Origin of the sequence: Streptomyces sp. NPDC058457 (assembly GCF_042720695.1) — a bacterium.
GTDB lineage: Bacteria > Actinomycetota > Actinomycetes > Streptomycetales > Streptomycetaceae > Streptomyces.
The window spans coordinates 80,080-102,614 of the sequence record NZ_JBHXLU010000032.1 but is presented as its reverse complement, the minus strand read 5'-3'; the positions used below and the strand labels follow the sequence as shown (position 1 = coordinate 102,614).

General features: G+C 73.5%; 23 protein-coding genes. 10 read left to right on the top strand and 13 right to left on the bottom strand.

Annotated elements, in window-relative coordinates:
• Positions 1–86 precede the first annotated feature (86 nt).
• A complete protein-coding gene (locus ACFWPS_RS25075; protein ID WP_383708395.1) occupies positions 87–476 on the bottom strand; it encodes a cold-shock protein in 390 nt (129 codons plus the stop codon).
• A 243-nt stretch (positions 477–719) separates the two neighbouring features.
• Here ACFWPS_RS25075 and ACFWPS_RS25070 point away from each other — a divergent pair, with 243 nt between their 5' ends.
• On the top strand, positions 720–1,520 hold the full coding sequence (locus ACFWPS_RS25070) for an SAM-dependent methyltransferase (RefSeq protein WP_383708394.1): 801 nt from the start codon (positions 720–722) through the stop codon (positions 1,518–1,520).
• A 45-nt stretch (positions 1,521–1,565) separates the two neighbouring features.
• Here ACFWPS_RS25070 and ACFWPS_RS25065 read toward each other — a convergent pair whose 3' ends face one another.
• From ACFWPS_RS25065 to ACFWPS_RS25050, 4 genes are all read right to left on the bottom strand, one after another.
• Complete coding sequence (locus tag ACFWPS_RS25065; RefSeq protein WP_383708393.1) at positions 1,566–2,822, bottom strand: hypothetical protein; 1,257 nt, start codon at positions 2,820–2,822, stop codon at positions 1,566–1,568.
• Positions 2,819–3,934 (bottom strand): dolichyl-phosphate beta-glucosyltransferase, encoded by a 1,116-nt coding sequence (locus ACFWPS_RS25060; RefSeq protein WP_383708392.1) that lies wholly within the window; start codon positions 3,932–3,934, stop codon positions 2,819–2,821. Before ACFWPS_RS25060 ends, ACFWPS_RS25065 begins: the two co-directional genes overlap by 4 nt.
• A gap of 112 nt (positions 3,935–4,046) precedes the next feature.
• Entirely contained in the window at positions 4,047–4,598 is a 552-nt protein-coding gene (locus ACFWPS_RS25055; RefSeq protein ID WP_383708391.1) for a hypothetical protein, read from the bottom strand.
• Positions 4,599–4,608: 10 nt separating this feature from the next.
• Positions 4,609–5,115 (bottom strand): SigE family RNA polymerase sigma factor, encoded by a 507-nt coding sequence (locus tag ACFWPS_RS25050; protein WP_383708390.1) that lies wholly within the window; start codon positions 5,113–5,115, stop codon positions 4,609–4,611.
• Between the two features lie 210 nt (positions 5,116–5,325).
• Between ACFWPS_RS25050 and ACFWPS_RS25045 the strand changes: the two genes are divergently transcribed.
• From ACFWPS_RS25045 to ACFWPS_RS25035, 3 genes are read left to right on the top strand one after another with little or no spacing between them, the layout of a single operon-like run.
• A complete protein-coding gene (locus ACFWPS_RS25045; protein WP_383708389.1) occupies positions 5,326–6,807 on the top strand; it encodes a hypothetical protein in 1,482 nt (493 codons plus the stop codon).
• Between the two features lie 41 nt (positions 6,808–6,848).
• Positions 6,849–8,066 (top strand): AAA family ATPase, encoded by a 1,218-nt coding sequence (locus tag ACFWPS_RS25040; RefSeq protein ID WP_383708388.1) that lies wholly within the window; start codon positions 6,849–6,851, stop codon positions 8,064–8,066.
• Complete coding sequence (locus ACFWPS_RS25035) at positions 8,063–9,448, top strand: VWA-like domain-containing protein (protein ID WP_383708387.1); 1,386 nt, start codon at positions 8,063–8,065, stop codon at positions 9,446–9,448. The genes ACFWPS_RS25040 and ACFWPS_RS25035 overlap by 4 nt, the downstream gene beginning before the upstream one ends.
• Before the next feature lie 5 nt (positions 9,449–9,453).
• Here ACFWPS_RS25035 and ACFWPS_RS25030 read toward each other — a convergent pair whose 3' ends face one another.
• The 4 genes from ACFWPS_RS25030 to ACFWPS_RS25015 all read right to left on the bottom strand — a co-directional run bounded on the left by ACFWPS_RS25030 (position 9,454) and on the right by ACFWPS_RS25015 (position 13,357).
• Positions 9,454–10,098: a response regulator gene (locus tag ACFWPS_RS25030; protein WP_383708386.1), complete on the bottom strand. Its 645-nt coding sequence runs from the start codon at positions 10,096–10,098 to the stop codon at positions 9,454–9,456.
• Positions 10,095–11,321 carry a sensor histidine kinase gene (locus tag ACFWPS_RS25025; protein ID WP_383708385.1) on the bottom strand — a complete coding sequence of 409 codons (1,227 nt, stop codon included), beginning with the start codon at positions 11,319–11,321 and terminating at the stop codon, positions 10,095–10,097. Before ACFWPS_RS25025 ends, ACFWPS_RS25030 begins: the two co-directional genes overlap by 4 nt.
• An 82-nt stretch (positions 11,322–11,403) precedes the next feature.
• Positions 11,404–12,534, bottom strand: a complete 1,131-nt coding sequence (locus ACFWPS_RS25020; protein WP_383708384.1) for an ABC transporter substrate-binding protein — start codon at positions 12,532–12,534, stop codon at positions 11,404–11,406.
• A 142-nt stretch (positions 12,535–12,676) separates the two neighbouring features.
• Entirely contained in the window at positions 12,677–13,357 is a 681-nt protein-coding gene (locus ACFWPS_RS25015) for a transcriptional regulator (protein WP_383708383.1), read from the bottom strand.
• A gap of 158 nt (positions 13,358–13,515) precedes the next feature.
• Between ACFWPS_RS25015 and ACFWPS_RS25010 the strand changes: the two genes are divergently transcribed.
• Positions 13,516–14,484 (top strand): threo-3-hydroxy-L-aspartate ammonia-lyase, encoded by a 969-nt coding sequence (locus ACFWPS_RS25010; protein ID WP_383708382.1) that lies wholly within the window; start codon positions 13,516–13,518, stop codon positions 14,482–14,484.
• Between the two features lie 67 nt (positions 14,485–14,551).
• Here the strand turns inward: ACFWPS_RS25010 and ACFWPS_RS25005 are convergent, their stop codons facing one another.
• Entirely contained in the window at positions 14,552–15,109 is a 558-nt protein-coding gene (locus ACFWPS_RS25005) for an MFS transporter (protein ID WP_383708401.1), read from the bottom strand.
• Positions 15,110–15,125: 16 nt separating this feature from the next.
• On the opposite strand from ACFWPS_RS25005, the gene ACFWPS_RS25000 reads away from it, so the two are divergent.
• Positions 15,126–15,287: a hypothetical protein gene (locus ACFWPS_RS25000; RefSeq protein WP_383708402.1), complete on the top strand. Its 162-nt coding sequence runs from the start codon at positions 15,126–15,128 to the stop codon at positions 15,285–15,287.
• Between the two features lie 51 nt (positions 15,288–15,338).
• Here ACFWPS_RS25000 and ACFWPS_RS24995 read toward each other — a convergent pair whose 3' ends face one another.
• Together ACFWPS_RS24995 and ACFWPS_RS24990 are read right to left on the bottom strand one after the other, a co-directional pair.
• Entirely contained in the window at positions 15,339–15,731 is a 393-nt protein-coding gene (locus tag ACFWPS_RS24995) for an SCO5389 family protein (RefSeq protein ID WP_383708381.1), read from the bottom strand.
• Between the two features lie 62 nt (positions 15,732–15,793).
• Entirely contained in the window at positions 15,794–16,753 is a 960-nt protein-coding gene (locus tag ACFWPS_RS24990) for an ATP-binding protein (RefSeq protein WP_383708380.1), read from the bottom strand.
• A 247-nt stretch (positions 16,754–17,000) separates the two neighbouring features.
• On the opposite strand from ACFWPS_RS24990, the gene ACFWPS_RS24985 reads away from it, so the two are divergent.
• Both ACFWPS_RS24985 and ACFWPS_RS24980 read left to right on the top strand, forming a co-directional pair.
• Positions 17,001–18,476 carry a purine-cytosine permease family protein gene (locus tag ACFWPS_RS24985; protein ID WP_383708379.1) on the top strand — a complete coding sequence of 492 codons (1,476 nt, stop codon included), beginning with the start codon at positions 17,001–17,003 and terminating at the stop codon, positions 18,474–18,476.
• Positions 18,473–19,018: a cysteine hydrolase family protein gene (locus ACFWPS_RS24980; RefSeq protein ID WP_383708378.1), complete on the top strand. Its 546-nt coding sequence runs from the start codon at positions 18,473–18,475 to the stop codon at positions 19,016–19,018. Before ACFWPS_RS24985 ends, ACFWPS_RS24980 begins: the two co-directional genes overlap by 4 nt.
• A gap of 159 nt (positions 19,019–19,177) precedes the next feature.
• On the opposite strand, the gene ACFWPS_RS24975 is transcribed toward ACFWPS_RS24980, so the two are convergent.
• The gene (locus ACFWPS_RS24975) at positions 19,178–20,593 is read right to left on the bottom strand and encodes a family 2B encapsulin nanocompartment shell protein (RefSeq protein WP_383708377.1); all 1,416 of its coding nucleotides are present in this window, start codon (positions 20,591–20,593) and stop codon (positions 19,178–19,180) included.
• A 345-nt stretch (positions 20,594–20,938) separates the two neighbouring features.
• Here ACFWPS_RS24975 and ACFWPS_RS24970 point away from each other — a divergent pair, with 345 nt between their 5' ends.
• Both ACFWPS_RS24970 and ACFWPS_RS24965 read left to right on the top strand, forming a co-directional pair.
• Positions 20,939–21,340 (top strand): SseB family protein, encoded by a 402-nt coding sequence (locus tag ACFWPS_RS24970; protein ID WP_383708376.1) that lies wholly within the window; start codon positions 20,939–20,941, stop codon positions 21,338–21,340.
• A 50-nt stretch (positions 21,341–21,390) separates the two neighbouring features.
• Complete coding sequence (locus ACFWPS_RS24965; RefSeq protein ID WP_383708375.1) at positions 21,391–22,503, top strand: hypothetical protein; 1,113 nt, start codon at positions 21,391–21,393, stop codon at positions 22,501–22,503.
• The last annotated feature ends 32 nt before the right edge of the window (positions 22,504–22,535 follow it).

The following is a 22,535-nucleotide window of genomic DNA, read 5'->3' as shown; positions in this document are numbered from 1 at the left end:
GGGGGGCGGGCTGCTGCTGCCTTCATGTGTGGTGTGGGCCGCCCTGTTTAACGCGACATGTGCACCGGCCGCCCGCCGCGGGCGGGTCAGCCCTCGATCCAGCCGTGGTTCTTCGCGAACTGGGCCAGCGCACCCCGGACCCGCACGATCTCCTCGGCGGTGAGCGTGGGCGCCGACGCCAGCAGCGTCTCGGTGACCTCGCGGGTGAACTCGTCCGCGCTGAGCAGATCGCACAGCGAGTCGTCGTCCGGCCCGAGCGTGCGCACGTCGGCTCCCCGGGCGAGCCGGACACCGGCCGCCTTCGGACCGCGCTCGCCGGCCTCGATCTCGAACTCCACGGCCACGCCGGGGCGGACGTACGACTCCGACATCTGCATGTCGTTCACATGCAGGAAGACGTCCTCTCCGCCACCGTCCGGAGCGATGAACCCGTACCCGCGCGAGCTGTCGAACCGCACCACACGACCACTGACCATGAGAAACCCCCAACCAAACCAAACCGGGCCACTTGCCCGGACACCTGGGCCCGATGGTAGTCAAGTCCGGCCCGGTTGGTCGACCGGGCCCGCCGACCGGCGCCACGGGCGCGCTCCACGCGAGCGTCGGGAGGGGCGGGCGGAGAGAGAACTCGGTGCGCCGGAACTGAAGTTGATATGGAAAGCTGTCGCCAGCCGTCGGTGAGCCAAGGGGGGCCGGGACGGTCGTTGAGAGGAGCGCACGTGACGCAGGACGGCCACGGGTCCGTGGAGATCGACACCAGCAAGCCGCATCCGGCGCGGATCTACGACTACCTGCTGGGCGGCAAGGACAACTACGAGGTGGACCGCAAGGCCGGCGACCAGCTCGCCACCGTCGCGCCCGAGGTGTGGATCTCCGTACGGGCCAACCGCGGCTTCCTGCAGCGCGCGGTCCGGCACGTCATCGACAGCGGCGTCCGCCAGATCCTCGACATCGGCACCGGGCTGCCCACCTCACCGAACGTGCACGAGATAGCCCAGGAGCTGGCACCGGGCGTCCGCGTCGCCTACGTCGACAACGACCCGATCGTGAAGGCCCACGGCGACGCGCTGCTCAGCCGGGCCGGTACCACCAGCATCGTCCTCGCCGACCTGCGCGACCCCCGGTCCGTCATCGACCACCCCGAGGTGCGCCGGATCATCGACTTCGGACAGCCGGTCGCGCTGTTCCTCGTCGCCATCCTCCACTTCGTCCGCGACGATGAGGATCCCGAGCGGATCGTGGCCACCCTGCGCGACGCGCTCCCCGCCGGCAGCTTCCTGGTGCTCTCGCACGCCACCGACGACTTCGCCGACGACCGCAGCGAGGCCCAGGCCGTCTACAACAACGCGACCGCCTCCATGAACCTGCGCCCCCGGGCCCGGGTCGAGCAGTTCTTCGACGGGTTCGAGCTGGTCGAACCCGGAGTGACCCAGGTCCCGTTCTGGCGCCCGGAGGCCACCCCGCCGGCCGGCTCCGACGAGATCGGCTTCTACGGCGGAGTGGCCGTCAAGAAGGCCTGAGCCGTCGTCAGGGAGGACCGGCCGTCGTCGAGGACTGCGCCGTCGTCAGGGCACTCCGAGCTCGAACAGGGCATAGCCCGCGTACGAGCCGGAGGCCAGCGCCGCGATGCCCAGCAGAACACACAGGCAGGGCAGGCTGATCCGGCGCAGCGCGACCGCCAGGGGGACGAACAGCGGGAAGGCGGGCAGCAGATAGCGCGAGACGTTCGCGAAGTACTGCTGACTGCCCAGCACCAGGACGAGGGTGAGCACCGTGTGGACGACCAGCACCGCCGGCGGCCGCAGCCGGAACAGCAGCGGCAGCAGCGCCAGGTCCAGCAGGACCACCCCGACCCCGATGACGTCCGCGAAGGGGAGCGCGAAGAGATAGCCGAAGTGGCCCACGGGGACGGACGTCAGGACGTCCAGGGTCTGCCTGCCGTAGTCGAACTCGTGCCCCCACGCCCCTGACTGGAGCGCGAAGTAGCCGCTGTAGTCGCCCATGCGGTGGCCCACCCAGCCCAGGTAGCCGAGCAGCCCCAGCGGGGCCACCAGCATCGCGGTCAGCGGACGGGCGACGCCGTCCTCGCGGCGGCGCAGCGCGAGGAGCGCGGCCACGGCGAGCGCGGCGACCAGGGCGGCGGCGGTGGGCCGGTTGAGGCCGGCCGTGAAGGTCAGCACCCCCGCCGTCAGCCAGCGTCGGGTCAGCACGGCGTACAGGGCCCAGGCGGCCAGGGCCACGTACAGCGAGTCGGAGTAGACCGCCCACTCCACGCCGGAACCCGGCCATACGGCCCACAGCCCGGCCGCCGCAAGGCCTGCCCGCCGGCCGCCGAACCACGCGGCGACGGCGAAGATCCCGAGCGCCGCCGCGAACGACGCCACGACCGACACCAGCAGCCCGGCCCCGAACGGGCCGAGTCCGGTCACCTCCATCGCCACCCGCATCAGCGCCGGGTAGAGCGGGAAGAACGCGGCCGAGTTGCCCTGGAGGGTGATCAGGCCGGTGGCGCCGGGGACCGGGACCAGCGCGGGGTGGTAGCCGTGCAGGGCGATCTGCTGGTACCACCAGCCGTCCCAGGTGCCCAGCACGTCCCAGGTGTGCGCGCCGCCGCCGAACCGCGGATGCTTCCTGCGGAAGTCCCCGGCCGAGTCCAGCAGATACATGAAGGAGCCGAAGCCGACGAGCTTCAGCACGCCGTACAGCGCGAGGACCGGGCCGTGGCGGCGGACCGTGTCGCGCACGCGCTGTCCGGGGCCTGGCGCGGCGGTCCCGGAGACGGTGGACAGGGGCGGCGCCGTGCTCTTCAGGGGCGTGGTCATGAGGCCGTGGACTCCGTCCGGCGACGCCGGACGCCGAAGGCCGGCCGCGCGAGGACGAGGGACAGGTGGGCGGCGGCGAGTGCGGCCAGTTCCGCGCTGAGTCCGGCGGCCGGGACCGTGTGCCGCAGGACGGCGAGCGAACCGGTGGTGAGCGCCAGCCGGGCGGCCAGGGCCGGCAGGGCGGGCCGCGGGAGCCGGCCGCGGACCGGCAGGGCGAGCGTCCAGCAGGCCAGCAGGGACAGCGCGTTCGCCACCTGCTCGGCGGCGGCCGGGCGCAGCGCCGCGTACAGGAACAGATGGGCGAGCGCCATGACGGCCGCGGTGACGACGTACGGCCGTGGTGGCCGCCCCGGCGGCAGCGCGCCCCGGGCCGGCGACAGCGCGACCCTCGCGATGCCGCGCAGATCGGCAAGCGCCGTGGACAGCAGCGCGACCCGGCTGTCGGGGTCGTCCACCCAGTCGACCGGCACCTCGTGGATCCGCAGCCCGGCCCGCTCCGCGACCACCAGCAGCTCGGTGTCGAAGAACCACGCGGAGTCCCGCACCAGCGGCAGCAGCCGCGCGGCGGCGTCCCGTCGTACGGCCTTGAACCCGCACTGCGCGTCCGAGAACCCCACCGACAGCGTGCAGCGCAGCAGGATGTTGTAACAGCGGGAGATGGCCTCCCGCTTCGGGCCTCGCACCACCCGGGCGCCGGGCGCCAGCCGGGTGCCGATGGCCAGGTCGGAGTGGCCCGAGAGCAGCGGGGCGACGAGCGGCAGGAGGGCCGCGAGCCCGGTCGACAGGTCCACGTCGAGATAGCCGACGACGGGCGCCGACGACGCCGACCAGACGGCCCGCAGCGCGCGGCCGCGGCCCTTCTCGGCCAGCCGTATCCACTCCACCTCGGGCAGCTCGGCGGCGAGCCGGGCCGCGATGAGCGGGGTGGTGTCGGTGCTGGCGTTGTCGGCGACGGTGATCCGGAAGGGGTACGGGAACGTCTCCCGCAGGTAGGCGTGGAGCCGCCGAACACTCGGCTCCAGGTCCGTCTCCTCGTTGAACACCGGTACGGCCAGGTCGAGGACCGGCTCGTCGTGGTGCACCGGATACGGCGGCGCGGGGACCGGGAGCATGACCCGAGGGTGATTCATGGCATTTTTTCGCATTCGTTCTCGTTCTCGGGGCGTGCCGAAGACACACCCGGTGGTGGGGTGGGTGAGGGGGGTGCGGCCTGCGGCCCGACCGCTATCCGGCCGAGCCCACCGCCGCCGACGAGCCGTCCGACGGGTCGGGGCTCTCGGTCGCGGGCGCCGACGGCGGCGACGTGGTGGCGGTCGAACTCCCGGACGAGCCCGTCGTCGCCCTCAGGGTCGTTCCTGCGCCCGGGGTGGCCGTCGCCGTCGCGGTCGGCGTGGACGAGGCGGTGGGCCCGCTCGTGGCCGACGGGGTGTCCACGGGCGCGGTGGTGTCCGTGGGCGGCGGGGCCGAGGTCGTGACGCCGGAGGGCGGCACGCTGGGGGAGGGGCCCGGCGTCGGTCCCGTACGGCCGGTGGGGCTGGTCGCGGGCCAGGGGTGCGGCGCGCTCGGCTCGTCACGGACATCGGAGTGGGGCCACAGGAACAGGCCGAGGCCGAGCCCCGCGGCCGCGAGGACACCGCCGGCCGCCCGCCGGGCCGCCCGGACCCGCCGCCGCGCCTGCACACCGGCCCGCAGCCGCTCCCGGTGCCGGGGCTCGAACGCGGCCGGTTCCCGGTCGCCGTGCATCAACTGTGTCAACTGCCGCTCGAAGTGATCCATGGCCTCTCCCTCACCCCACCGGCTCGATGGCGTCCGCCAGCAGCTCCCGCAGCCGGGCCACCCCGCGCGCCGCGTGCGACCGGGCGGTGCCCACCGGGCACCCCAGCACCTCGGCGACCTGCCGGTCGGGCAGGTCCTGGTAGTAGCGCAGGACGACCGCGGCCCGCTGGCGCGGGGTCAGCAGCGCCAGCGCGGCCTCCAGCCGGGAACGCTCGGCGACGAGCGCCGACACGTCGCCGGCCGCCGCCACCTCGGGCAGCTCCTCGACGGGGCGCTCGCCCCACCACCGGCGCCGCGCCGAGCGGGCCGCCGAGCGCGCCATGACCTTCCGGACGTACGCCTCCGGTGCCTCGTCGGCGATCTTCGGCCAGACGAACCACAACCGGACCAAGGACTCCTGCAAAAGATCCTCGGCCCGATGCCGATCGCCACCGGTGAGCAGACGGGCCAGATGGAACAACCCCGACCAGCGGGCCGCCACGAACTCGTCGTACTCACCGGCCCGAGCCTGCTCCATTCCCACGGTCCCCGCTCTCCCCGGCTGCCTACACCTGGGAAAAGGCCCTGGGGGCGGCAGAACGCTGCACCCGGCCGGGGTGATCCGCGTCACGTGCGGGTCCGGTGCATAATTGCCTGGCGGACCTCGGTGACGGCGCCGTATGCTCCCCGCGATGACCACTCATTCTGCTGTCAGATTGGGGGTCCCGTACGCGTCAGGTGAGTGCTGATGGCCACTCACTTCGCGAACGGGGACACCCGCCTCTCCCTGTGGCGGCGCGTGCGCGAGTTCGCCGTGCCGCCCGCCATGATCGAGACCGCGACCGCCCGCCGGAACGCCGGTGACTGGGCGGGGGCCTGCGCCGCCGCCGGTTTCGACCTCGACCTCGACCTGCGTGCACTGTCCCGTGCATGGGGCCGGGACGTACGGGAACGGATCCGTGCCGACCTTCGACGGCTCGCGCCCGACCTGCTGCGCTGGCATCTGCCCAGGATCGCGCCCGACGGGTTGCTGCGCCCGGGACTGACCATGCCGCTCGCTCGTTACGACGCCGGGGAAGGCTCCCTGTGCCTCGTCGTCCGGACACCGCCCGCCTGGGCGGACGGCGGACAGCGCATCAGCCTCGCGCTGTGGGACGGCACGCTGAGTGAACCCGTCGCCCGGGGGCATCCGCATCCGCGTCCCAGCCGCCGGTACCGGTTCGACCTGCACCGCCATCTGTGGGACGCGGGCGCCGCCGGCGAACTACGGACCCGCTCGGGCGCCGACCGTTCTGCGGACGCCGACCCTTCTGCGGACGGCGAGTGGCTTTCGGACGGCGAGTGGCTTTCGGACGGCGGACGGCGGGTGGGCGGCGCATGGCTCGCGTACGCCGACCGATTCACGTTCGCCGACCGACTCCTGGGCCACGAAGGGTCCTTGTGCGCCACGGAGCGGTGGGCGGACGAGGCGCGGATCGTGCTGGGTGCCGAGGGACGGGACAGCGGGACCGTCGTCGTACGCCTGGGCGGCCGTCAGCGGCTCGCGCTGCATCTCGCGGCCGACGGGACCGTTACCACCGGCCGGGACACCGGCGGCCAGGGGACCGCGGGCCGGGACGCCGGCTCCGGCGCCCCGCTCGTCCTGCCCGACGCGGCGACCTGGACGCTCCCCGATCTGGAGCTGCTGCGCGCCGGGTTGGTGGACGCCGGGCAGCTGCACCCGCTGGTCGCCGGCGCCCTGGTCCCCGGGCACCCACCGGCCGCCCGGGACCCGTACCCCGACCCGGCCCGGCAGTCTCGCCTCGTGGAGTGCCGGGGCGCCCGGCACCGGATCGGCCTGGTCGACGGGGTGCTGTCCGCGCTGGACCACTCCCCGGACGAACTGCGGCGCGAGGAACTGCTGGTGGCGCTGGGCGGCCCGCCGCTGCCCTGTCTGCGCCTCATCGACGAGGCGCACCGCCGCCCCGACTGCCTCACCGGCGTCCGCGAACGCCTCGACCACGGGGACATCGCCGGCGCGCTCGCCGTCGTCGAAGGACTGCTGGGGCCCGAAGCCGTCCTGCGCGACGGCCCGTTGAAGGACGAACTGGAGTCGGCCGCGCGGCGCCGGATCACATACGGCCTCTACCGGGCGGGCCTCGCCGGAGGCCGCACCGGCCCCGTCCGCACCCGGCGCCGCCGGTCCGTCCGCGACCCGCGTCTGGGCCCGCGCCCCGCCGGCCGGCGCTGACACCCGTCCACTTGTCTTCTCACACCCCTAGGTGATCTCTCATGCCCTTGCACGCTTCTGACCAACTCGCCGTCGCGGACACCCTGTCGGGGCTCCTCGGCGACTCCACCACCGAACCCCGGCCCGACACCCAGCTGGAGGCGCTCACCCTCGCCGTCGCCGCCGATCTCCCCGTCCTCCTCTGGGGCGAGCCCGGCATCGGCAAGACCGCCGCCCTGAACCGGCTGGCCGAGGCGCTCGACCTGCCGCTCACCACGGTGATCGCCAGCGTGCACGAGCCGTCCGACTTCTCCGGCCTGCCCGTCGTGGGCGACGACCCGGCCGTCCAGGGCGTCCCGATGGCCCCGCCGGACTGGGCGGTACGGCTGGTGCGGGCCGGCCGGGGCCTGCTGTTCCTGGACGAACTGTCCACCGCGCCCCCTGCCGTCCAGGCCGCCCTGCTCCGGCTGGTCCTGGAACGTCGCGTGGGCGCCCTCCGCCTCCCGCCCGGCGTACGGATCGTGGCCGCCGCCAATCCGCGTTCCTCGGCGGCCGACGGCTGGGAGCTGAGCCCGCCGCTGGCCAACCGGTTCGTGCATCTGCAGTGGGCCCACGACCACGAGGTCGTCGTCCGCGGCCTCGGCGGCACCTGGCCCCGGGCGACCCTGCCCCGGCTCGACCCGGACCGGCTGCCCGCCGCCGTGGACTTCGCGCGCCGCGCGGTGTGCGGACTGCTCGCCACCCGGCCCACGCTCGTCCACCGGCTGCCGAGTGGCGAGATGCGGCGGGGCGGTGCCTGGCCGTCGCCCCGCAGCTGGGACACGACACTGCGCCTGGTCGCCTTCGCGCACGCCGCCGGCTCGTCCCGGGACGTACTCTCCCTCCTCGTCAGGGGAACGGTCGGGGACGGCCCCGGACTCGAACTGCTGGCGAGCGTCGACCGGATGGAACTCCCGGACCCCGAGACCCTGCTCGCCGACCCGGACGCGGCCGACCTGCCCGAGCGCGGCGATCTGCGCCAGGCCGTGCTGGACGGCGTGGTCGCGGCGGTCCGCGAACGGCCGGACCGGACCCGCTGGGACGCGGCCTGGGCGCTGCTGGTGCGGGCGCTGGACACCGGAGCGCCCGACCTGGTGGTGGTCCCCGCCACCACCCTGGCCTCGCTGCGCCGGGACGACTGGGACGTCCCGGCGGCGATCGAACGGCTCGCCGGTGCGGTGTCCGTCTCCTGGCGCGCCGACCGGGCCGCCGAACGCGTCGCCGCGAAGGCCGGCCGATGAGCACAGCACAGGGCACCGCACCCGGCACCGAACCTGACGACGCACCGGGCACCAAGCCTGACGACGCACCAGGCACCAAGCCCGAGGACGCACCCGGCACCAAGCCTGACGACGCACCGGGCGCGGAACCCGGCGTCGCGCCCGGCACCGCACCGGCCGGGGCGCTGGACCTGGACAAGCTCTACGCCGCCCGGCTGCAGGCCGCCCGGGCCCGGCCCTACCTGGCGACGGCCCTGTTCGCCCTGCACGTCGTGGAGTCCCGGCAGGTGCCGACGATGGCCGTCGACAAGCACTGGCGCTGCTATGTCTCGCCCGCGTTCGTGGACCGGATGCCGGAGGAGGACCTGGCCGGGGTGTGGGTGCACGAGGTGTCGCACCTGCTGCGCGAGCACCACGCACGCAGCGACCGGGTCGCCCGGGAACGCGGACTGACCGGGGCGGGCGAACGGCTGCGGATGAACATCGCGGCGGACCTGGAGATCAACGACGACGCGTACGGCGACGGGCTGGCGCAGCCCCGCGGTGCCGTCCGGCCCTACATGCTGCGGCTTGACGAAGGCCAGTTGATGGAGGACTACCTGCGCCAGTTCCGGCTCGGGCCGCTGACCCGGGACCTCGCCTGGCTGGACTGCGGCAGCGGCGCCGACGGCCGCGACCGCGAGTGGGACCTGGGGCCGGACGGCGCGCACGGCCTCAGCGAGCAGGAGCGGGACGGGGTCCGGTTCCGGGTGGCGCAGGCCATCACCGGCCGGCCGGGCAGCACCCCGGAGGGCTGGCGGCGCTGGGCCGAGGAGGCCTTCCATCCACCGCAGCCCTGGCGGGAGTTGCTGGGCGCCGCGGTCCGCTCGGCCGCCTCGGCCGCGGGCGCCGGCGACGACTACAGCTACGGCCGCCCCTCGCGCCGCTCGGCCGGCCTGCCCGGCGTGGTCCTTCCGAGGCTGCGCCGCCGCCCGCCCCGGGTCTCGGTCGTCATCGACACCTCCGGCTCGGTCAGCGACGCCGAACTGGGCAGCGCCCTGCTGGAGGTGGCCGCGATCGCCCGCGCCGTCGGCGGCCGCCGGGACCTGGTCTCCGTGCTGTCCTGCGACGCGGCCGCCCGGACCGTACAGCCGCTGTGCCGCGCCGAGGGCATCGCGCTGGTGGGTGGCGGCGGCACGGATCTGCGCGCGGGCTTCGCCAGGGCGCTGCGGGCCCGGCCGGCCCCGGACGTCGTGGTGGCCCTCACCGACGGGCAGACACCCTGGCCGAAGACGCAGCCGGCCTGCCGTACGGTGGTGGGCCTCTTCCCCCGGCAGTACGGCGGCACGTCGTGGGAGGAGGACGACCCCGACTACGTACCGGACGCACCGCCTGCCTGGGCACGGGTCGTCGAGATCGGATGACGCGGTCAGCCCAGTTCGAGCAGTCCTCGCCGTACCGCCTCCGACACGGCCGCCGCCCGGTTCTCGACCCCGAGCTTCCGGTAGATCCGGACCAGATGGGTCTTGACGGTCGCCTCGCTGAGGAACAGGGACCGGGCGATGGCCCGGTTGCCGAGCCCGCTTGCCATCAGGGACACCACCTCGATCTCCCGCGCCGTCAACTCCTGTTCAGGACTGACCACTTGGCTGACGAGCCCGCCGACGACCTCGGGGGCGAGGGCCACCGTGCCCTGGGCCGCGCCGCGCACCGCCCGGAACAGTTCCTCGGGCGGCCCGGCCTTGAGGACGTAGCCGCGGGCCCCGGCCGCCAGCGCGCGCAGGACGTCGGCGCGGCCCGAGTAGCTGGTGAGCATCAGCACCGGTACCCCCGGTGCCGCGGTGCTCAGCTGGCTGGCCGCCTCGATGCCGTCCAGCCCGTCCGTGGGACCCGTCGCGAACCGCAGGTCCATCAGGACGACGTCCGGCCGCAGTTCCACGGTCAGCCTGATCCCTTCCTCCGCGCTGCCGGCCTCCGCGACCACCGCGAGGTCCGGTTCGCCCTCCAGCAGGGCGCGGAGCCCGGCCCGTACCACGGCGTGGTCGTCGGCGATCAGGAGACGCAGCCCGGTCAACGGGCGCCGGCCGGGGAGACAGAGGTGAGGGAACGGAAGGGGACGACGGCGTGAATCCGGGTGCCACCGCCCGGTGCGCTGGTGACGTGCAGTTCGCCGCCGTGCTCGCGCAGCCGTGCCCGGGCCGCCGGCAGGCCGAGCCCGCGGGTCGGCCGGTCCGCGGCCCCAGGCGCGCCCGGGACGAACCCCATGCCGTCGTCGGCGACTTCGAGTTCCACCCGGTCGGCCAGCTGCCGCAGCACCACCCGCACATGCACCGCGTGGGCATGTTCGCGCACGTTCGCCAGCGCGCTCTGCGTGATCCGCAGCAGCACGGTGGCCGTGTGCTCGTCGACCGGCCCGCGACCGGTGTGCCGGAATCGCACCCGCGCCGCCGTGCCCTCCGCCTCGGCCCGCTCGCACAGCCGCCGCAGCGACTCCGCCAGCCCGGTCTCGGTGACCGCGCTCGGAGTGAGCCCGTGGATGATGCGGCGTGTCTCCGTGAGATGGGCGGCCAGCCCGTCGGCCACCGCCCGGACCCGGGTACGGGCGACCTCCGGCCGGCCCGCCCAGTCCCGCTCGGCCGCCTGGAGCAGCATCAGACCGCCCGCCAGCTCCTGGGCCAGCGTGTCGTGCAGGTCCCGGGCGATCCGGGTGCGCTCCGCCAGCACCCCGGCCTGCCGCTGCTGCCGGGCCAGCACCGCCCGCGTGCCGCGCAACTCCTCGATCAGCCTTCGGCGTTCGGCCGAGTCCCGCTGCTGGACCCGGTAGAGGGCCACCGTGCCCCACACGGCCGCCACCGGGATCAGCCACATCTCCGGGTCGAACCGGTGGGCCGTCCCGATGAGCCGCCCGCCCAGCACGACGGTGATGACGGCCACCCCGACGACCGCCGAGCGCTGCCCGAGGGCCCGCAGGGCCGCCAGCGCCAGCGGCACACCGCACCAGGCGTACGCCATGGTCAGCGGCTGCGGGGCGAGCAGCACCAGCACCGCCCACAGGCCGAGGAGCGCCACCACCCAGCCGTGCCGCCCGGCCCGGCCCAGCCGGTGCCACACGGCGAGGCCCGCCGAGTACACCAGCGTCAGCAGCGCGCTGACGAGGACCATGTCCACGCACAGCGCGCTGCCCAGCTCCACCAGCCGGACGACGGCGGCGGCGAGCATCACGAAGAACATCAGGTGCGGAGCCTGTTCGAGCCGGAGCCGGAAACCGCGCGGTCCGCAGGGGAGTCGGTCGGGCACGGCGGAACCCCCACGGATCTCCTCGGACTGGATGATCGAGTCTATCCGTGGCCTGTATGACCGGTGTGAGGAACTGCCGAGGTCAGGCGCCCGGGTGCAGACCCAGGACCCCGGGCGTGGGGGCGCCGGTCACCTCGCCGAAATACAGGGCGAAGGTCTGCTTCCAGCGCTCGACCGCCGCTCGGTCGGCCATGAACCGGGGGAAGCCGTCGAGGTGGGCGTCGGGGTACTCCCAGACGGGCTTCTGACCGGCCGGGGGCGCGATGTCGGTGCGGACCGACCAGCCGTTGAAGGATGTCCGCTGCTGGGCTGCGGACAGCTGCCAGTTGAGGTAGAGCTTGGCCGCCGCCGGACGGGCGGCCCGCTTGAGGATCGCGGCGCGCTGGCCCCAGGCCATGAACGGCGCCTTCTCGGGCAGCACCCACCGGACCGGACCGGTCCCGAGCGGGGCGCCGGCGCCACCGACCCCGATCGGCTTCAGCCCCGAACCGACCGCGTCACCGGGGGAGTTGCTGCCGCGCGCGAACCGAACATCCTGTGTGGCGAGCCCGGCCACCCACTCCCAGCCGTACGTCTGCGCGTACAGCGCGTAGAGATAGAGGACGGCGTCGTCGTCATGGGGATACGACGATGCGATCCGGCCCCTCCACTTCGGGTCGAGCAGGTCGAGCGGGGTGCGCGGCGCGCCCGGACCGGCCGCGTCCGTGCCGTACATGAAGCTGAACGCGATCACCGCGACGGCGACCCAGGCGCCCTGCGGGTCCTTGAACCCGTCGTGGACCCTGCCGAAACCGGCCGGCCGGTAGCGCAGCAGCTCCCCTCGTTCCTTCCAGCGGTCGAAGTCCTGGAGGGTCTGGAGCTGTACGACGTCCGGGACGAGGGTGCCGGTGGCGAGCTGGTTGTCGATGCGGACGTCGTGGTACTTGCTGTAGTCGACGACGATCGTCAGGTCGATCCCGGGGAAGCGCTTCAGGAACGCGGCCTTGGTGCCGTCCTGCTGGGTGGGGGTGTCGCCGCCGGCGTAGACGACGAGCTTGCCGCCCTCGGCGAGCGCTGCCCGGTACAGCTCGTCGAGCGTCCGCGTCTCTTCGGCCGCGCCGCTCCGGCCGGCTGCGGTCGCCGCGGTGGCATCGGTGGTGAGTCCGCCGAGAGCGAGGGCGGCGCCCGCCCCGGCTCCGGTGGTGAGGACACGTCGTCTGCTGAGGCTGGACACGGTGCGGAGACCTCTCTGCCTGGGGTTGATGTGTCCCGGCGAGTCTCGTCGCCCCGGGCGGGCCGCCGCGTCGGCCGGACGGATCCCGTGGGGCGCGGGCGGTGCAATCCGGATTCAACCGTTCGGTTGAACGCTCCGGTGGTCAGCCGGTGCGGGTCGCGGCCAGGTAGTTGTAGGCGGAGGCCCGTGAGATGCCCAGGCGCGCGGCGACCTGCTGGACGGCGCCGCGCACCGCGAAGACGCCCTGCCGGTCGAGGTCGCGGAAGAGGTCCAGACGTTCCTCGCGGGTGAGTTGGGCCCACGGCTTGTTCTGGCGGAGCTGGCGGGCGTCGACGATCGAGTCCAGTACGGCGGTGATGTCGTCGGCGAACGTCGTGGTCGGCGGCGTCTCCGGGACGGAGGTGACACCGGCGAGACCGCCGATCAGCGCGTGCGCCTGGTTCACCGCCGTGACGTCGAGGTTCACGCACAGCGCCCCGAACGCCGTACCGGCCGAGTCGCGCAGCACCATCGTGGAGGACTTGACCAGCTTTCCGTCCCGGGTGCGGGTGAGGTAGTTGAGCTCGTCGTCGGCCTCGTCGCCGGCCGCGAGCAGTTTCATGCCGATCTCGCTCATCGACCCGCCGACACCCCGGCCGGTGACCGACCCGGCGAGGGCGACGACCGAGCGCTCGGGGCGGCGGAAGTCATGGACGACGACCTCGCAGAAGGAGCCGAAGGTCGCCGCGATCCCGTCGACGACCGGGGTCAGCGCGGCGATGATCGCGTCCTGCTCGGCCCGCGCCGCGTCCTCGCCGCTCGCTGCTGCCGGTCCGTGTGTCATCGGTGCCCCCGCCGGGATCGGGTCTGGACTTCAGGTCCAGATGATAGACAATAAATCCAAGCGGTCGGCGTCGAGCGGCTGCCCGGGCCGACATCGAACGGCGGTGCCGCGGCCAGCGACCATCCGGCGCCCCGCGGCGCCCGGAACGGAGGACGAACATGCCCGACACCCCGCCCGTGACCCTCCAGGACGTGCACGACGCGGCGGCGCGGATCAAGGGAATTGCCCACCGCACCCCCGTGCTGCGCTCGCGCACCCTGGACGAGCTGGTCGGTGCCGAGGTCTTCCTGAAGTGCGAGAACCTCCAGCGGATCGGCGCGTTCAAGTTCCGGGGCGCCTACAACGCGGCGTCCCGGCTGTCCGCTGCGCAGCTCGCCAAGGGCATCGCCGCCTACTCCTCCGGCAACCACGCCCAGGCCGTCGCCCTCGCCGCCCGTGAACTCGGCACCACCGCGGTCATCGTGATGCCCGAGGACACCCCGCGCGCCAAGCTGGCGGCGACCGCCGGATACGGCGCGGAGATCGTGACGTACGACCGCTACACCGGCGACCGGGTCGCCATCGGCGAGGCCCTCGCCGCCGAACGCGGACTCGCGCTCATCCCGCCGTACGAGCACCCGCACGTCATCGCCGGGCAGGGCACGGCCGCTCTCGAACTCATCGAGGAGGTCGGCGACCTGGACGCGCTGGTGGTGCCCGTCGGGGGAGGCGGGCTGATCGCGGGCAGCGCCACCGCCGCCAAGGGGCTGCTGCCCGGGATCCGGGTCGTCGGGGTCGAGCCGGAGGCCGGCGACGACACCAGGCGCTCCCTGGCGGCCGGGCACCGGGTGTCGGTCCCGGTGCCCCGCACCATCGCCGACGGCCAGGCCGCGGACATCCCCGGCGAGCTGACCTTCTCCCTCAACCAGCGCCTGGTGGACGACATCTCGCTGGTCTCCGACGACCAGATCCGGGACGCGATGCGGTTCGCCTTCGAGCGTCTGAAGGCCGTCCTGGAGCCGAGCGGAGCCAGCGGCCTGGCCGCGCTGCTCGCCCGCCGGGTGGCGCCGCTGCCGCGCCGGATCGGGGTCGTCCTGTCCGGTGGCAACGTGGGGGCGGAGCGGTTCGCGGAGATCATCGCCGGCTGAGCGTGAAAGGGCGGAGGCACCCGTCGGGGTGCCTCCGCCCGGAGCGGGGCTCAGGCCGGAGCAGCGCTCAGACCCGCTCGTCCGCCGGCTGCGGCCGACGCGGGATCCCCAGCGCGCACAGGGCTCCGAAGAAGACGACCGCGACACCGACCCAGACGGCCGGGTGGAGCCCGTCGACGAACTGCTGCGGGCCCTCCGTGCTGCCGTACGTCACGAACACCGTGCTCAGGACGGCGATGCCGAGCGCGCCGCCGATCTCGCGGACCGTGGTGTCGGCGCCGGACGCCTTGCCCGCGTGCTCCTTGGCCACCGAGCCGAGGACCACCGCGGCCGTCGGCGCGAACACGAAGCCCATGCCGATGCCGGCCACGATCATCGGGCCGACCAGCGAGGGGTGCGCGGTGTACGGCACCGCCTGCGAGAGCAGGGTCAGCGACAGCGGCATCACGGCCGCCGCGCCGAAGCCCTGGACCGTCCGGAAGGTGATCAACTGGGCGCTGGTGTCGGACGGTCCGCAGCCGATGGAGGCCAGCGTGAACACGGCGACGCCGATGACGAACACCGTCCGGCGGCCGAACCTGTCACCGAGCGCGGCTCCCGTCATCAGCAGGCAGGCGAAGCTCAGTGCGTTCGGGATGGCGGTGCGCGATTCCCGCGGGGCCGTGATCGCGGCCGTGGGTGTGTTCGGACCGGTCGAGGCCGTCCAGCCGCTCAGACTCGCCCCGCAGGTCCGGGCGGCGGCCGACGCGGTCGCCCGGAGCCTGCGGGCCGACGGCTCGCGCGCCACCGAGGTCGGTGCGTGACGCGGTGCACCGCGCTGCCGGGCGGCCTTCGTGGGGCCGCCCGGCGGGAACTCAGCAGTCGCGGAACTCCGGCGACTGGTTGAGGATCTGCGCGCGCGTCGAGGTGAAGCGGGTGTGCGTCTCGCCGCCCCGCGCGCCGGGCGGGAACACCGCGACCCGGTGGCAGTTCTGGAAGGCGAGGGCGACCCCGAAGTGCCGTTCCAGGCTGCCCCGGATCGCGTCCGAGGACAGCGCCCGCAGCAGCTGCCCGCGCTCCCTCTCCGAGGGCGGCGGGGTCTGGTTGTCGGCGAACTCGGCTGTGCCGCCGCGTAGTTCGGCGGCCAGCCGGGCGACGAGCTCGTAGGCGTACGGCAGTGACGTACGGACGGTTTCGATGAAGTCCTCCTCCCGCACCGCGCCGTTCTCGGCTTCGGCGAGGAGCTGCGGGGAGACGTCGAGCGACATGTGGCGGTGTCCCGTTCTCTGAGGATGAGTTGCTGAAAAAAGGGGAAGTGGGGATCGGTGTCTCAGGCGAAGGCGGGCAGTGCCGCCGGGCCGTGCCGGAAGTCCGGATCGACCTGGGCGGCCAGATCCTGGCCCGTCGCCGCGTCGGCCCAGGCGGCGGCGTTGCGCAGATGGAACTCCACGGCGTGCCGCTGGAAGGCGTCCCAGTCCTTGTGCCGCGTGTCCACCGCGGCCCGCAGCCGGTCCAGGGCCCGGGAGTTGTGCGGCTCCAGCCCGCCGCTGCCACGCCCCTGTTCCTGGGCACGGACGTGCGGCGACAGCTCGCAGTGGGCCAGCAGGTCCTCGCCCACCCGCTCGCGCAGGAAGGCGAGGTCGTCCGCGCCGGTCACCTTGTTGCCGACCACGGCGACCGGGATCCCGAACTCGGCCGCGTGGTCCCGGTACTGGTGGTACACGGACAGGCTCTTGCGGGTCGGTTCGACCACCAGGAAGGTCATGTCGAAGCGGGTGAACAGGCCGGAGGCGAAGGCGTCGGCGCCCGCCGTCATGTCGACGACCACGTACTCGCCGGGGCCGTCCACCAGGTGGTTGAGGTACAGCTCCACCGCGCCGAGCTTGGAGTGGTAGCAGGCCACCCCGAGGTCGCTCCCGGCGAACGCCCCGGTGACCATCAGCGGCACCCCGCCGACCTCCTGGACGTGACGGGAGTGCACCTCGTCGTCGCCCAGCAGCCGCAGCAGCCGCGAGCCGTGCCCCGGCGGTGTCGTCTTGACCATGGCCTCCCGGGACGCGATCCGGGGGTTGGTACCGCGCAGGTAGTCCTTGATCTCACCGGTCCGCGCGCTCAGCGGCGGCGCCGCGAACAACTCGTCCTCGGCCAGGCCGAGGGCGTGGGCCAGGTGCTGGTTGATGTCGCCGTCGATCGCGACGACGGGCGCGCCGGACCGTGCCAGACGGCGGGTGAAGAGGGCCGACAGCGTCGTCTTGCCGCTGCCGCCCTTGCCTACGAAGGCCACGCGCACGGCCGACCACCCCTCCTTTTGAAAATGGATTTCATGAGCACAGATTGGAGTGGATCATGGGCGGTGTCAAATCGGGGTGGTCCAACCGGGCTGCGGACCCGCGTGGCTGACGGAGCCGCAGGTCCGGCGGGGTACGGAAGGGCACAGTCCGGGCCCGCTGTGCCGATCCCGTCTGATCATTTGTCCTTGACCCCTGCCGGCGGCCGACCTAGCCTCCAGCCAACACACCTGGACAGATGGGCCGACGATGGCGGACACACGGGAACCCGGCAGACAGCTCCAGGTCGAGACGCACGGGCTCGACGTGATCGGCGACGCCGACCGCAAGGGCACCCCTCGCACCCTGTTCTGGCCCTGGTTCGGCGCGAACGTCTCCGTCCTCGGACTGAGTTACGGCGCCTTCGCGCTCGGCTTCGGCATCTCCTTCTGGCAGGCGCTGGCCGCCGGCGTCCTCGGCATCCTCGTCTCCTTCCTGCTCTGCGGCTTCATCGCGGTCGCCGGAAAGCGGGGCTCGGCACCGACCATGGTGCTCAGCCGGGCCGCGTACGGCGTCCGGGGCAACCGGCTGCCCTCGGTCGTGTCCTGGGTGCTCACCGTCGGCTGGGAGACCGTCCTGATCGCCCTCGCCACCATGGCCACCGCGACCGTCTTCACCCGGCTCGGCTGGGGCGGCGGCACCGAGACCGAGGTGGTCGCGCTGATCGTGGTCTGCGCGCTGACCGTGGTCGGCGGTGTGATGGGCTTCGACCTGATCATGCGGCTGCAGACCGTGATCACGGTGGTGACCGGCGTCCTCACCGTCGTCTACGTGGTCCTCGTCGCCGACCACATCCACTGGGCGACGGTGAGCGCGATCCCGTCCGGCTCCGCCCAGGAGTTCATCGGCGCGCTGGTGTTCATGATGACCGGCTTCGGCCTCGGCTGGGTCAACGCGGCCGCCGACTACTCGCGTTACCTGCCGCGCGGCTCCTCCGGCCGGGGCGTGATCGGCTGGACCACCTTCGGCGGCTCCGTCGCCCCGCTCCTCCTGCTGGTCTTCGGCCTGCTGCTCGCGGGCTCCTCCGAGACCCTGAACAAGGCGATCGCGGCCGACCCCATCGGCGCGCTGACGACCATCCTCCCGACCTGGTTCCTGATCCCCTTCGCCGTCGTCGCCGTCCTCGGCCTGGTCGGCGGCGCGGTCCTGGACATCTACTCCTCCGGGCTGGCCCTCCTCTCCGCGGGGCTGCCCGTGCCCCGCTACCTCGCCGCCCTGGTCGACGGCGTCCTGATGATCGCCGGCGCGGTCTACATCGTCTTCTTCGCGGACGACTTCCTCGGCCAGTTCATGGGCTTCCTCACCACCCTCGGCGTGCCGATCTCCGCCTGGTGCGGGATCATGCTCGCCGACCTGGCACTGCGCCGCCGCGACTACGACGAGGCCGACCTCTACCGCCCCGCCGGCCGCTACGGCGACGTCCCCCTCCTGCCCCTGCTCCTCACGCTCGCCGCCACCGCCCTCGGCTGGGGCCTGGTCACCAACACCGCCGCGAGCTGGCTGACCTGGCAGGGCTATCTGCTGGCCCCGCTCGGCCTCGGCGGCAAGTCCGGCGCCTGGGCATACGCCAACCTCGGCGTCCTGGCCGCCCTGGCGCTCGGCTTCCTCGGCACCCTGGCCCTGGGCCGCGACCGGGTCCGGACCCAGGAGAGCCTGCCCGCCACCGCCCCGGCACCGACCGTATGACCACCTCGCCCGGTCTCCTGACCGTCATCGACATGCAGCACGTCTTCGCAGACCCCGCCGGCCCCTGGGCCGCCCTCCGCTACGCCGAGGCGGCCGCGGGCGTACGACGCCTGCTCCCGGCGTTCGAGAACCGCACGGTCTTCACCCGCTTCGTCGCCCCCGCACACCCCACCGGAGCCTGGCGGGCCTACTACGATCAGTGGCCCTTCGCGCTCCAGCCTCCGGAAGCCGGACTCTGGCGCCTGACGGACGAGTTCGAGCAGCGGGCCGAAGTCGTCCTGGACGCCCCGACGTTCGGCAAGTGGACCCCCGAACTCGCCGCCCTGGCCACCCCGCACGGCCGCCTGGTCCTGGCGGGCGTCAGCACCGACTGCTGCGTCCTGTCCACCGCACTGCCGGCCGCCGACGCCGGCATCGAGGTCCTGGTCGTCGCCGACGCCTGCGCGGGCGCCGACGACGACTCCCACGCGAAGGCGCTGTACCTGCTCGACCTGTACCGTCCCCTGATCAGGGTGACGACGACCGCCGAACTGCTGGCCTGAGCGCGCCGAATGAAGTCAACCGCGCTGCTGCAGCGCCCCGTAAGGGGCGCTGGGGGTACCCCCGGCCGAAGGCTGGGGGAGGAACTGCGCGACCAGCCACGATGGCGCCCCAGACGACCGACGACGCGGCCCCCCCCAGCGGAGCGCCTGGCGGAGCGCCTAGTCCCGGCGGGACACCTCCACGTTCTCCAGGATGCCGAGGGCGTCCGGGACCAGGACGGCGGCCGAGTAGTAGGCGGTGACCAGGTAGGAGGCGACCGCCTGTTCGTTGATCCCCATCAGACGGACGGTCAGGCCCGGTTCCGTCTCGTCCGGCAGTCCCGTCTGGAGGAGGCCGATCACACCCTGGTTCTGCTCGCCGGCCCGCAGCGCGATGACGGAGGAGGTGCGGGCCCCGGTGACCGGGATCTTCCCGCAGGGCAGCAGCGGGACGCCCCGCCAGGCCGGGAGGTGGTGGCCGCCGACCTCGACGCTCCCGAAGTACAGGCCGCGCTTGTTGCACTCCCGGCCGAACGCGGCGATCGCCCGGGGGTGGGCGAACAGGTGCGTGGTGTCGCGCCGCATGGCGAGGAGCTCGTCGAGGTCGTCGGGGGTGGGCGGGCCCGCGTGGGTGGAGATCCGCTGGCCGTGGTCGGCGTTGTGCAGCAGGCCGAAGTCCCGGTTGTTGACCAGCTCGTGCTCCTGACGTTCCCGCAGTACCTGGACAGCGAGCCTGAGTTGGTGCTCGGTCTGGTCCATCGGGCTGCTGTAGAGGTCGGCCACCCGGGTGTGCACGCGCAACACGGTCTGCGCGAGGCTCAGTTCGTACTCGCGAGGGGCCGGCTCGTAGTCGACGTAGGTGTGCGGGATGTCCGGCTCGCCGGTATGGCCCGCGCTGAGCGCGATCTCGGCCTCGCCGAAGGTGTTCGTCTCCCGGTGCCCGTCCAGCCCCGCCAGTTCCACGTGCGCCCGCAGGTCGGCGTGCCGGTCCGCCACCTCCTGGTACGCCGTGTGCGGCAACGCCAGCACGGTGGTGGCCGTCGCCGCGCGGGCCGTGAACTCCCAGCCGCCGTCGAGTCCGGCGAGCACCCGGCCGCCGAAGGAGTCGCCGTCCGCGAGCAGTCCGACGACCGCCTCGTCGCCGTAGGGACCCGACCCGACCTGCTCCACCTTGCCGTGCGCGATCAGATACACATGGTCGGCCGGGCGGCCGGCCGCCGCGATCACCTGCCCCGGTTCGTACTCCCGCTGCTCGAACCGGGCCGCCAGCGCCTGCAGCGCGGTGCCGTCCTCGAAGCCGCGCAGCAACGGCAGCTCGCCCAGCTCGGCGGGGATCACCGCGACCTGCGCGCCGGTCTGCACGAAGGTCACCCGGCCGTCGCCGACCCGGTAGGACAGTCTGCGGTTGACGCGGTAGGTGCCGCCGGGCACGTCCACCCACGGCAGCGTCCGCGTCAGCCACCGGGAGCTGATCTCCTGCATCTGGGGTGCGGACTTGGTCGTCGTGGTGAGGTTCCGTGCCGCAGCGGTGCCGAGGCTCTGCTGCTCCCGCTCCTCGGCGCCCGCCCCGGGCGTCGTACCGGTCTCGACCGACATCGCATTCCTTCTCTCGTGTCCAAGGGGTGACGGATCGGACACGGACCGTCACCTGCCGCGGCTACCCCTACCCCGGCGCCCGTGCCGCGAGTGATGCCGGGGGACGGAGCGCGAGGCACGTGCCACCGGGAACTGCCCCCGCACCACCCCTCGCTCCGCCCCGGCCACCCCCGGTCGGCGGTTTCCGCCGGGAGCCACCGGGATCGCGGCGCGGCATTCCGGGGCACGGTGCAAGCCCTGCCGGTCCCGGCGCATGCCCCGGCCCCGACCGGGTACGCGTGCCGTGGCCGCCCGGTGCCCTGCCGGTCCTGCGGCCTGTGACACACCGCTACCTGGGGATCTGCCATGGAGACACCCGCACACGACGACTTCCCGACGCCGGCCCAGCGGGCGCTCGACACGCTGGCCGTGAACGCCGAGGACCCTGCCGCGCTGGACACGCTCGCGCACAGTGACGTGCTGGTCCCGGTGCCGGACGACGCCGCGGAGGCGGCCGACCCCGCGATGATCGCCCTGCCCGTCCTGGAACGCCCCGACGGCGACCCCGTCGTCCCCGTGTTCACCTCGGAGGGGGAGCTGACCGGCCTGCTGCCGACGGTCTCCCGCTACCGCGTGGTGCCGCTCGGCGCGCTCGCCTCGCAGTGGCCCGAGGACAACCTCTCGCTCGCCATAGACGGCAGCTCGGCGCACGCGCTGACGCTGACCTCGGAGGGAGTGCGCACCCTGCTGGTCCGGCCAGCGGGCTGAACGAAGGGCTCCGGTCACCGGGAGGCCGCCGGGCGGGCCAGAATGGCGCCATGGAATGGATCTCCGGGGTGGCCGGGGCACTGGTACTGATCCTGGTCCTGCGCAGCATCCTGCGCACGCTCGTGGTCCCCCGGGGCCTGTACTCCGTGCTGGTGTACCGGCTGTGGTGGGGCCTGCGCCGCGTGCTCTGCTTCACCGCGCACCGCGGCGGCTACCGTGCCATCGACCGCGCACAGACCTGGCTCGCCCCGCTCATGCTGGTCGGCATGCTGGCCGCCTGGCTCGGCGGGGCGTTCCTCGGCTTCGGCCTGCTGCTGTACGCGTTCTCCCCGCTGTCCTGGAGCATCGCGTTCCGGGAGGCGGGCTCCAGCCTGTTCACCCTCGGGTTCGCCAGCGGCGCCCGGCTGCGGCTGTCCGCGCTCGACTTCGTGGCCGCCGCCACCGGCCCGGTCGTCATCGCGCTCCAGATCGCCTACCTGCCCACGCTGTACGCCGCCTACAACCGCCGCGAACTGGAGGTCACCCTCCTCCAGTCCCGGGCCGGCGAGCCCGCCTGGGGGCCGGAGATCCTCGCCCGGCAGTGGCTGGTCGACACCGAGACCGCGCTGCCCGAGCTGTACCGGTCCTGGGAGCGGCTGGCCGCCGACATGGGGGAGAGCCACGCCACCTACCCGGTGCTGCTGGCGTTCCGCTCGCCCCGCCCCTACCGCAGCTGGCTGGTCGGGCTGATCGCCGTCATGGACGCGGCGGCCATGCAACTGGCGCTCGCCCCGCGCACCGCCCCGCCGGAGGCCCGGCTGGTGCTGCGCGCCGGGTTCACCGCGCTGCGTGACATCGCCGCATCCGTGCGGGCGACCTTCGACACCGACCCGGCCCCGGACGCCCCCATCGAGCTGACGTACGGCGAGTTCGAGGAGGCCGTGACCATGCTGGAGAAGACCGGTTTCCGCGCCGAGCGCGGCACCGCGGAGGCCTGGCCGCACTTCCACGGCTGGCGGGTCAACTACGAGGCGGTCGCCTACGAGCTGTGCCGCCGCTGCGACGCCGTACCCGCGCTGTGGACCGGTGGCCGCGACTTCCCGTCGGAACCGATTCCGCCGCGCCGCCCGGTGGACCGGCGGCCTTCCGAAGGACGGCCGGAAGTTCCCCCCTCCCGCGGGTAGCGCGGCCCATCCTGAGGGAAGATCCCAGCAGG

Bases quoted from the DNA above. Each gene is read 5' to 3' on its own strand.
- ACFWPS_RS25075 (WP_383708395.1), bottom strand. From the start codon at position 476: ATGGTCAGTGGTCGTGTGGTGCGGTTCGACAGCTCGCGCGGGTACGGG.
- ACFWPS_RS25065 (WP_383708393.1), bottom strand. From the start codon at position 2,822: ATGACCACGCCCCTGAAGAGCACGGCGCCGCCCCTGTCCACCGTCTCC.
- ACFWPS_RS25060 (WP_383708392.1), bottom strand. From the start codon at position 3,934: ATGCTCCCGGTCCCCGCGCCGCCGTATCCGGTGCACCACGACGAGCCG.
- ACFWPS_RS25055 (WP_383708391.1), bottom strand. From the start codon at position 4,598: ATGGATCACTTCGAGCGGCAGTTGACACAGTTGATGCACGGCGACCGG.
- ACFWPS_RS25050 (WP_383708390.1), bottom strand. From the start codon at position 5,115: ATGGAGCAGGCTCGGGCCGGTGAGTACGACGAGTTCGTGGCGGCCCGC.
- ACFWPS_RS25045 (WP_383708389.1), top strand. From the start codon at position 5,326: ATGGCCACTCACTTCGCGAACGGGGACACCCGCCTCTCCCTGTGGCGG.
- ACFWPS_RS25040 (WP_383708388.1), top strand. From the start codon at position 6,849: ATGCCCTTGCACGCTTCTGACCAACTCGCCGTCGCGGACACCCTGTCG.
- ACFWPS_RS25035 (WP_383708387.1), top strand. From the start codon at position 8,063: ATGAGCACAGCACAGGGCACCGCACCCGGCACCGAACCTGACGACGCA.
- ACFWPS_RS25015 (WP_383708383.1), bottom strand. From the start codon at position 13,357: ATGACACACGGACCGGCAGCAGCGAGCGGCGAGGACGCGGCGCGGGCC.
- ACFWPS_RS25010 (WP_383708382.1), top strand. From the start codon at position 13,516: ATGCCCGACACCCCGCCCGTGACCCTCCAGGACGTGCACGACGCGGCG.
- ACFWPS_RS24995 (WP_383708381.1), bottom strand. From the start codon at position 15,731: ATGTCGCTCGACGTCTCCCCGCAGCTCCTCGCCGAAGCCGAGAACGGC.
- ACFWPS_RS24985 (WP_383708379.1), top strand. From the start codon at position 17,001: ATGGCGGACACACGGGAACCCGGCAGACAGCTCCAGGTCGAGACGCAC.
- ACFWPS_RS24980 (WP_383708378.1), top strand. From the start codon at position 18,473: ATGACCACCTCGCCCGGTCTCCTGACCGTCATCGACATGCAGCACGTC.
- ACFWPS_RS24975 (WP_383708377.1), bottom strand. From the start codon at position 20,593: ATGTCGGTCGAGACCGGTACGACGCCCGGGGCGGGCGCCGAGGAGCGG.
- ACFWPS_RS24970 (WP_383708376.1), top strand. From the start codon at position 20,939: ATGGAGACACCCGCACACGACGACTTCCCGACGCCGGCCCAGCGGGCG.
- ACFWPS_RS24965 (WP_383708375.1), top strand. From the start codon at position 21,391: ATGGAATGGATCTCCGGGGTGGCCGGGGCACTGGTACTGATCCTGGTC.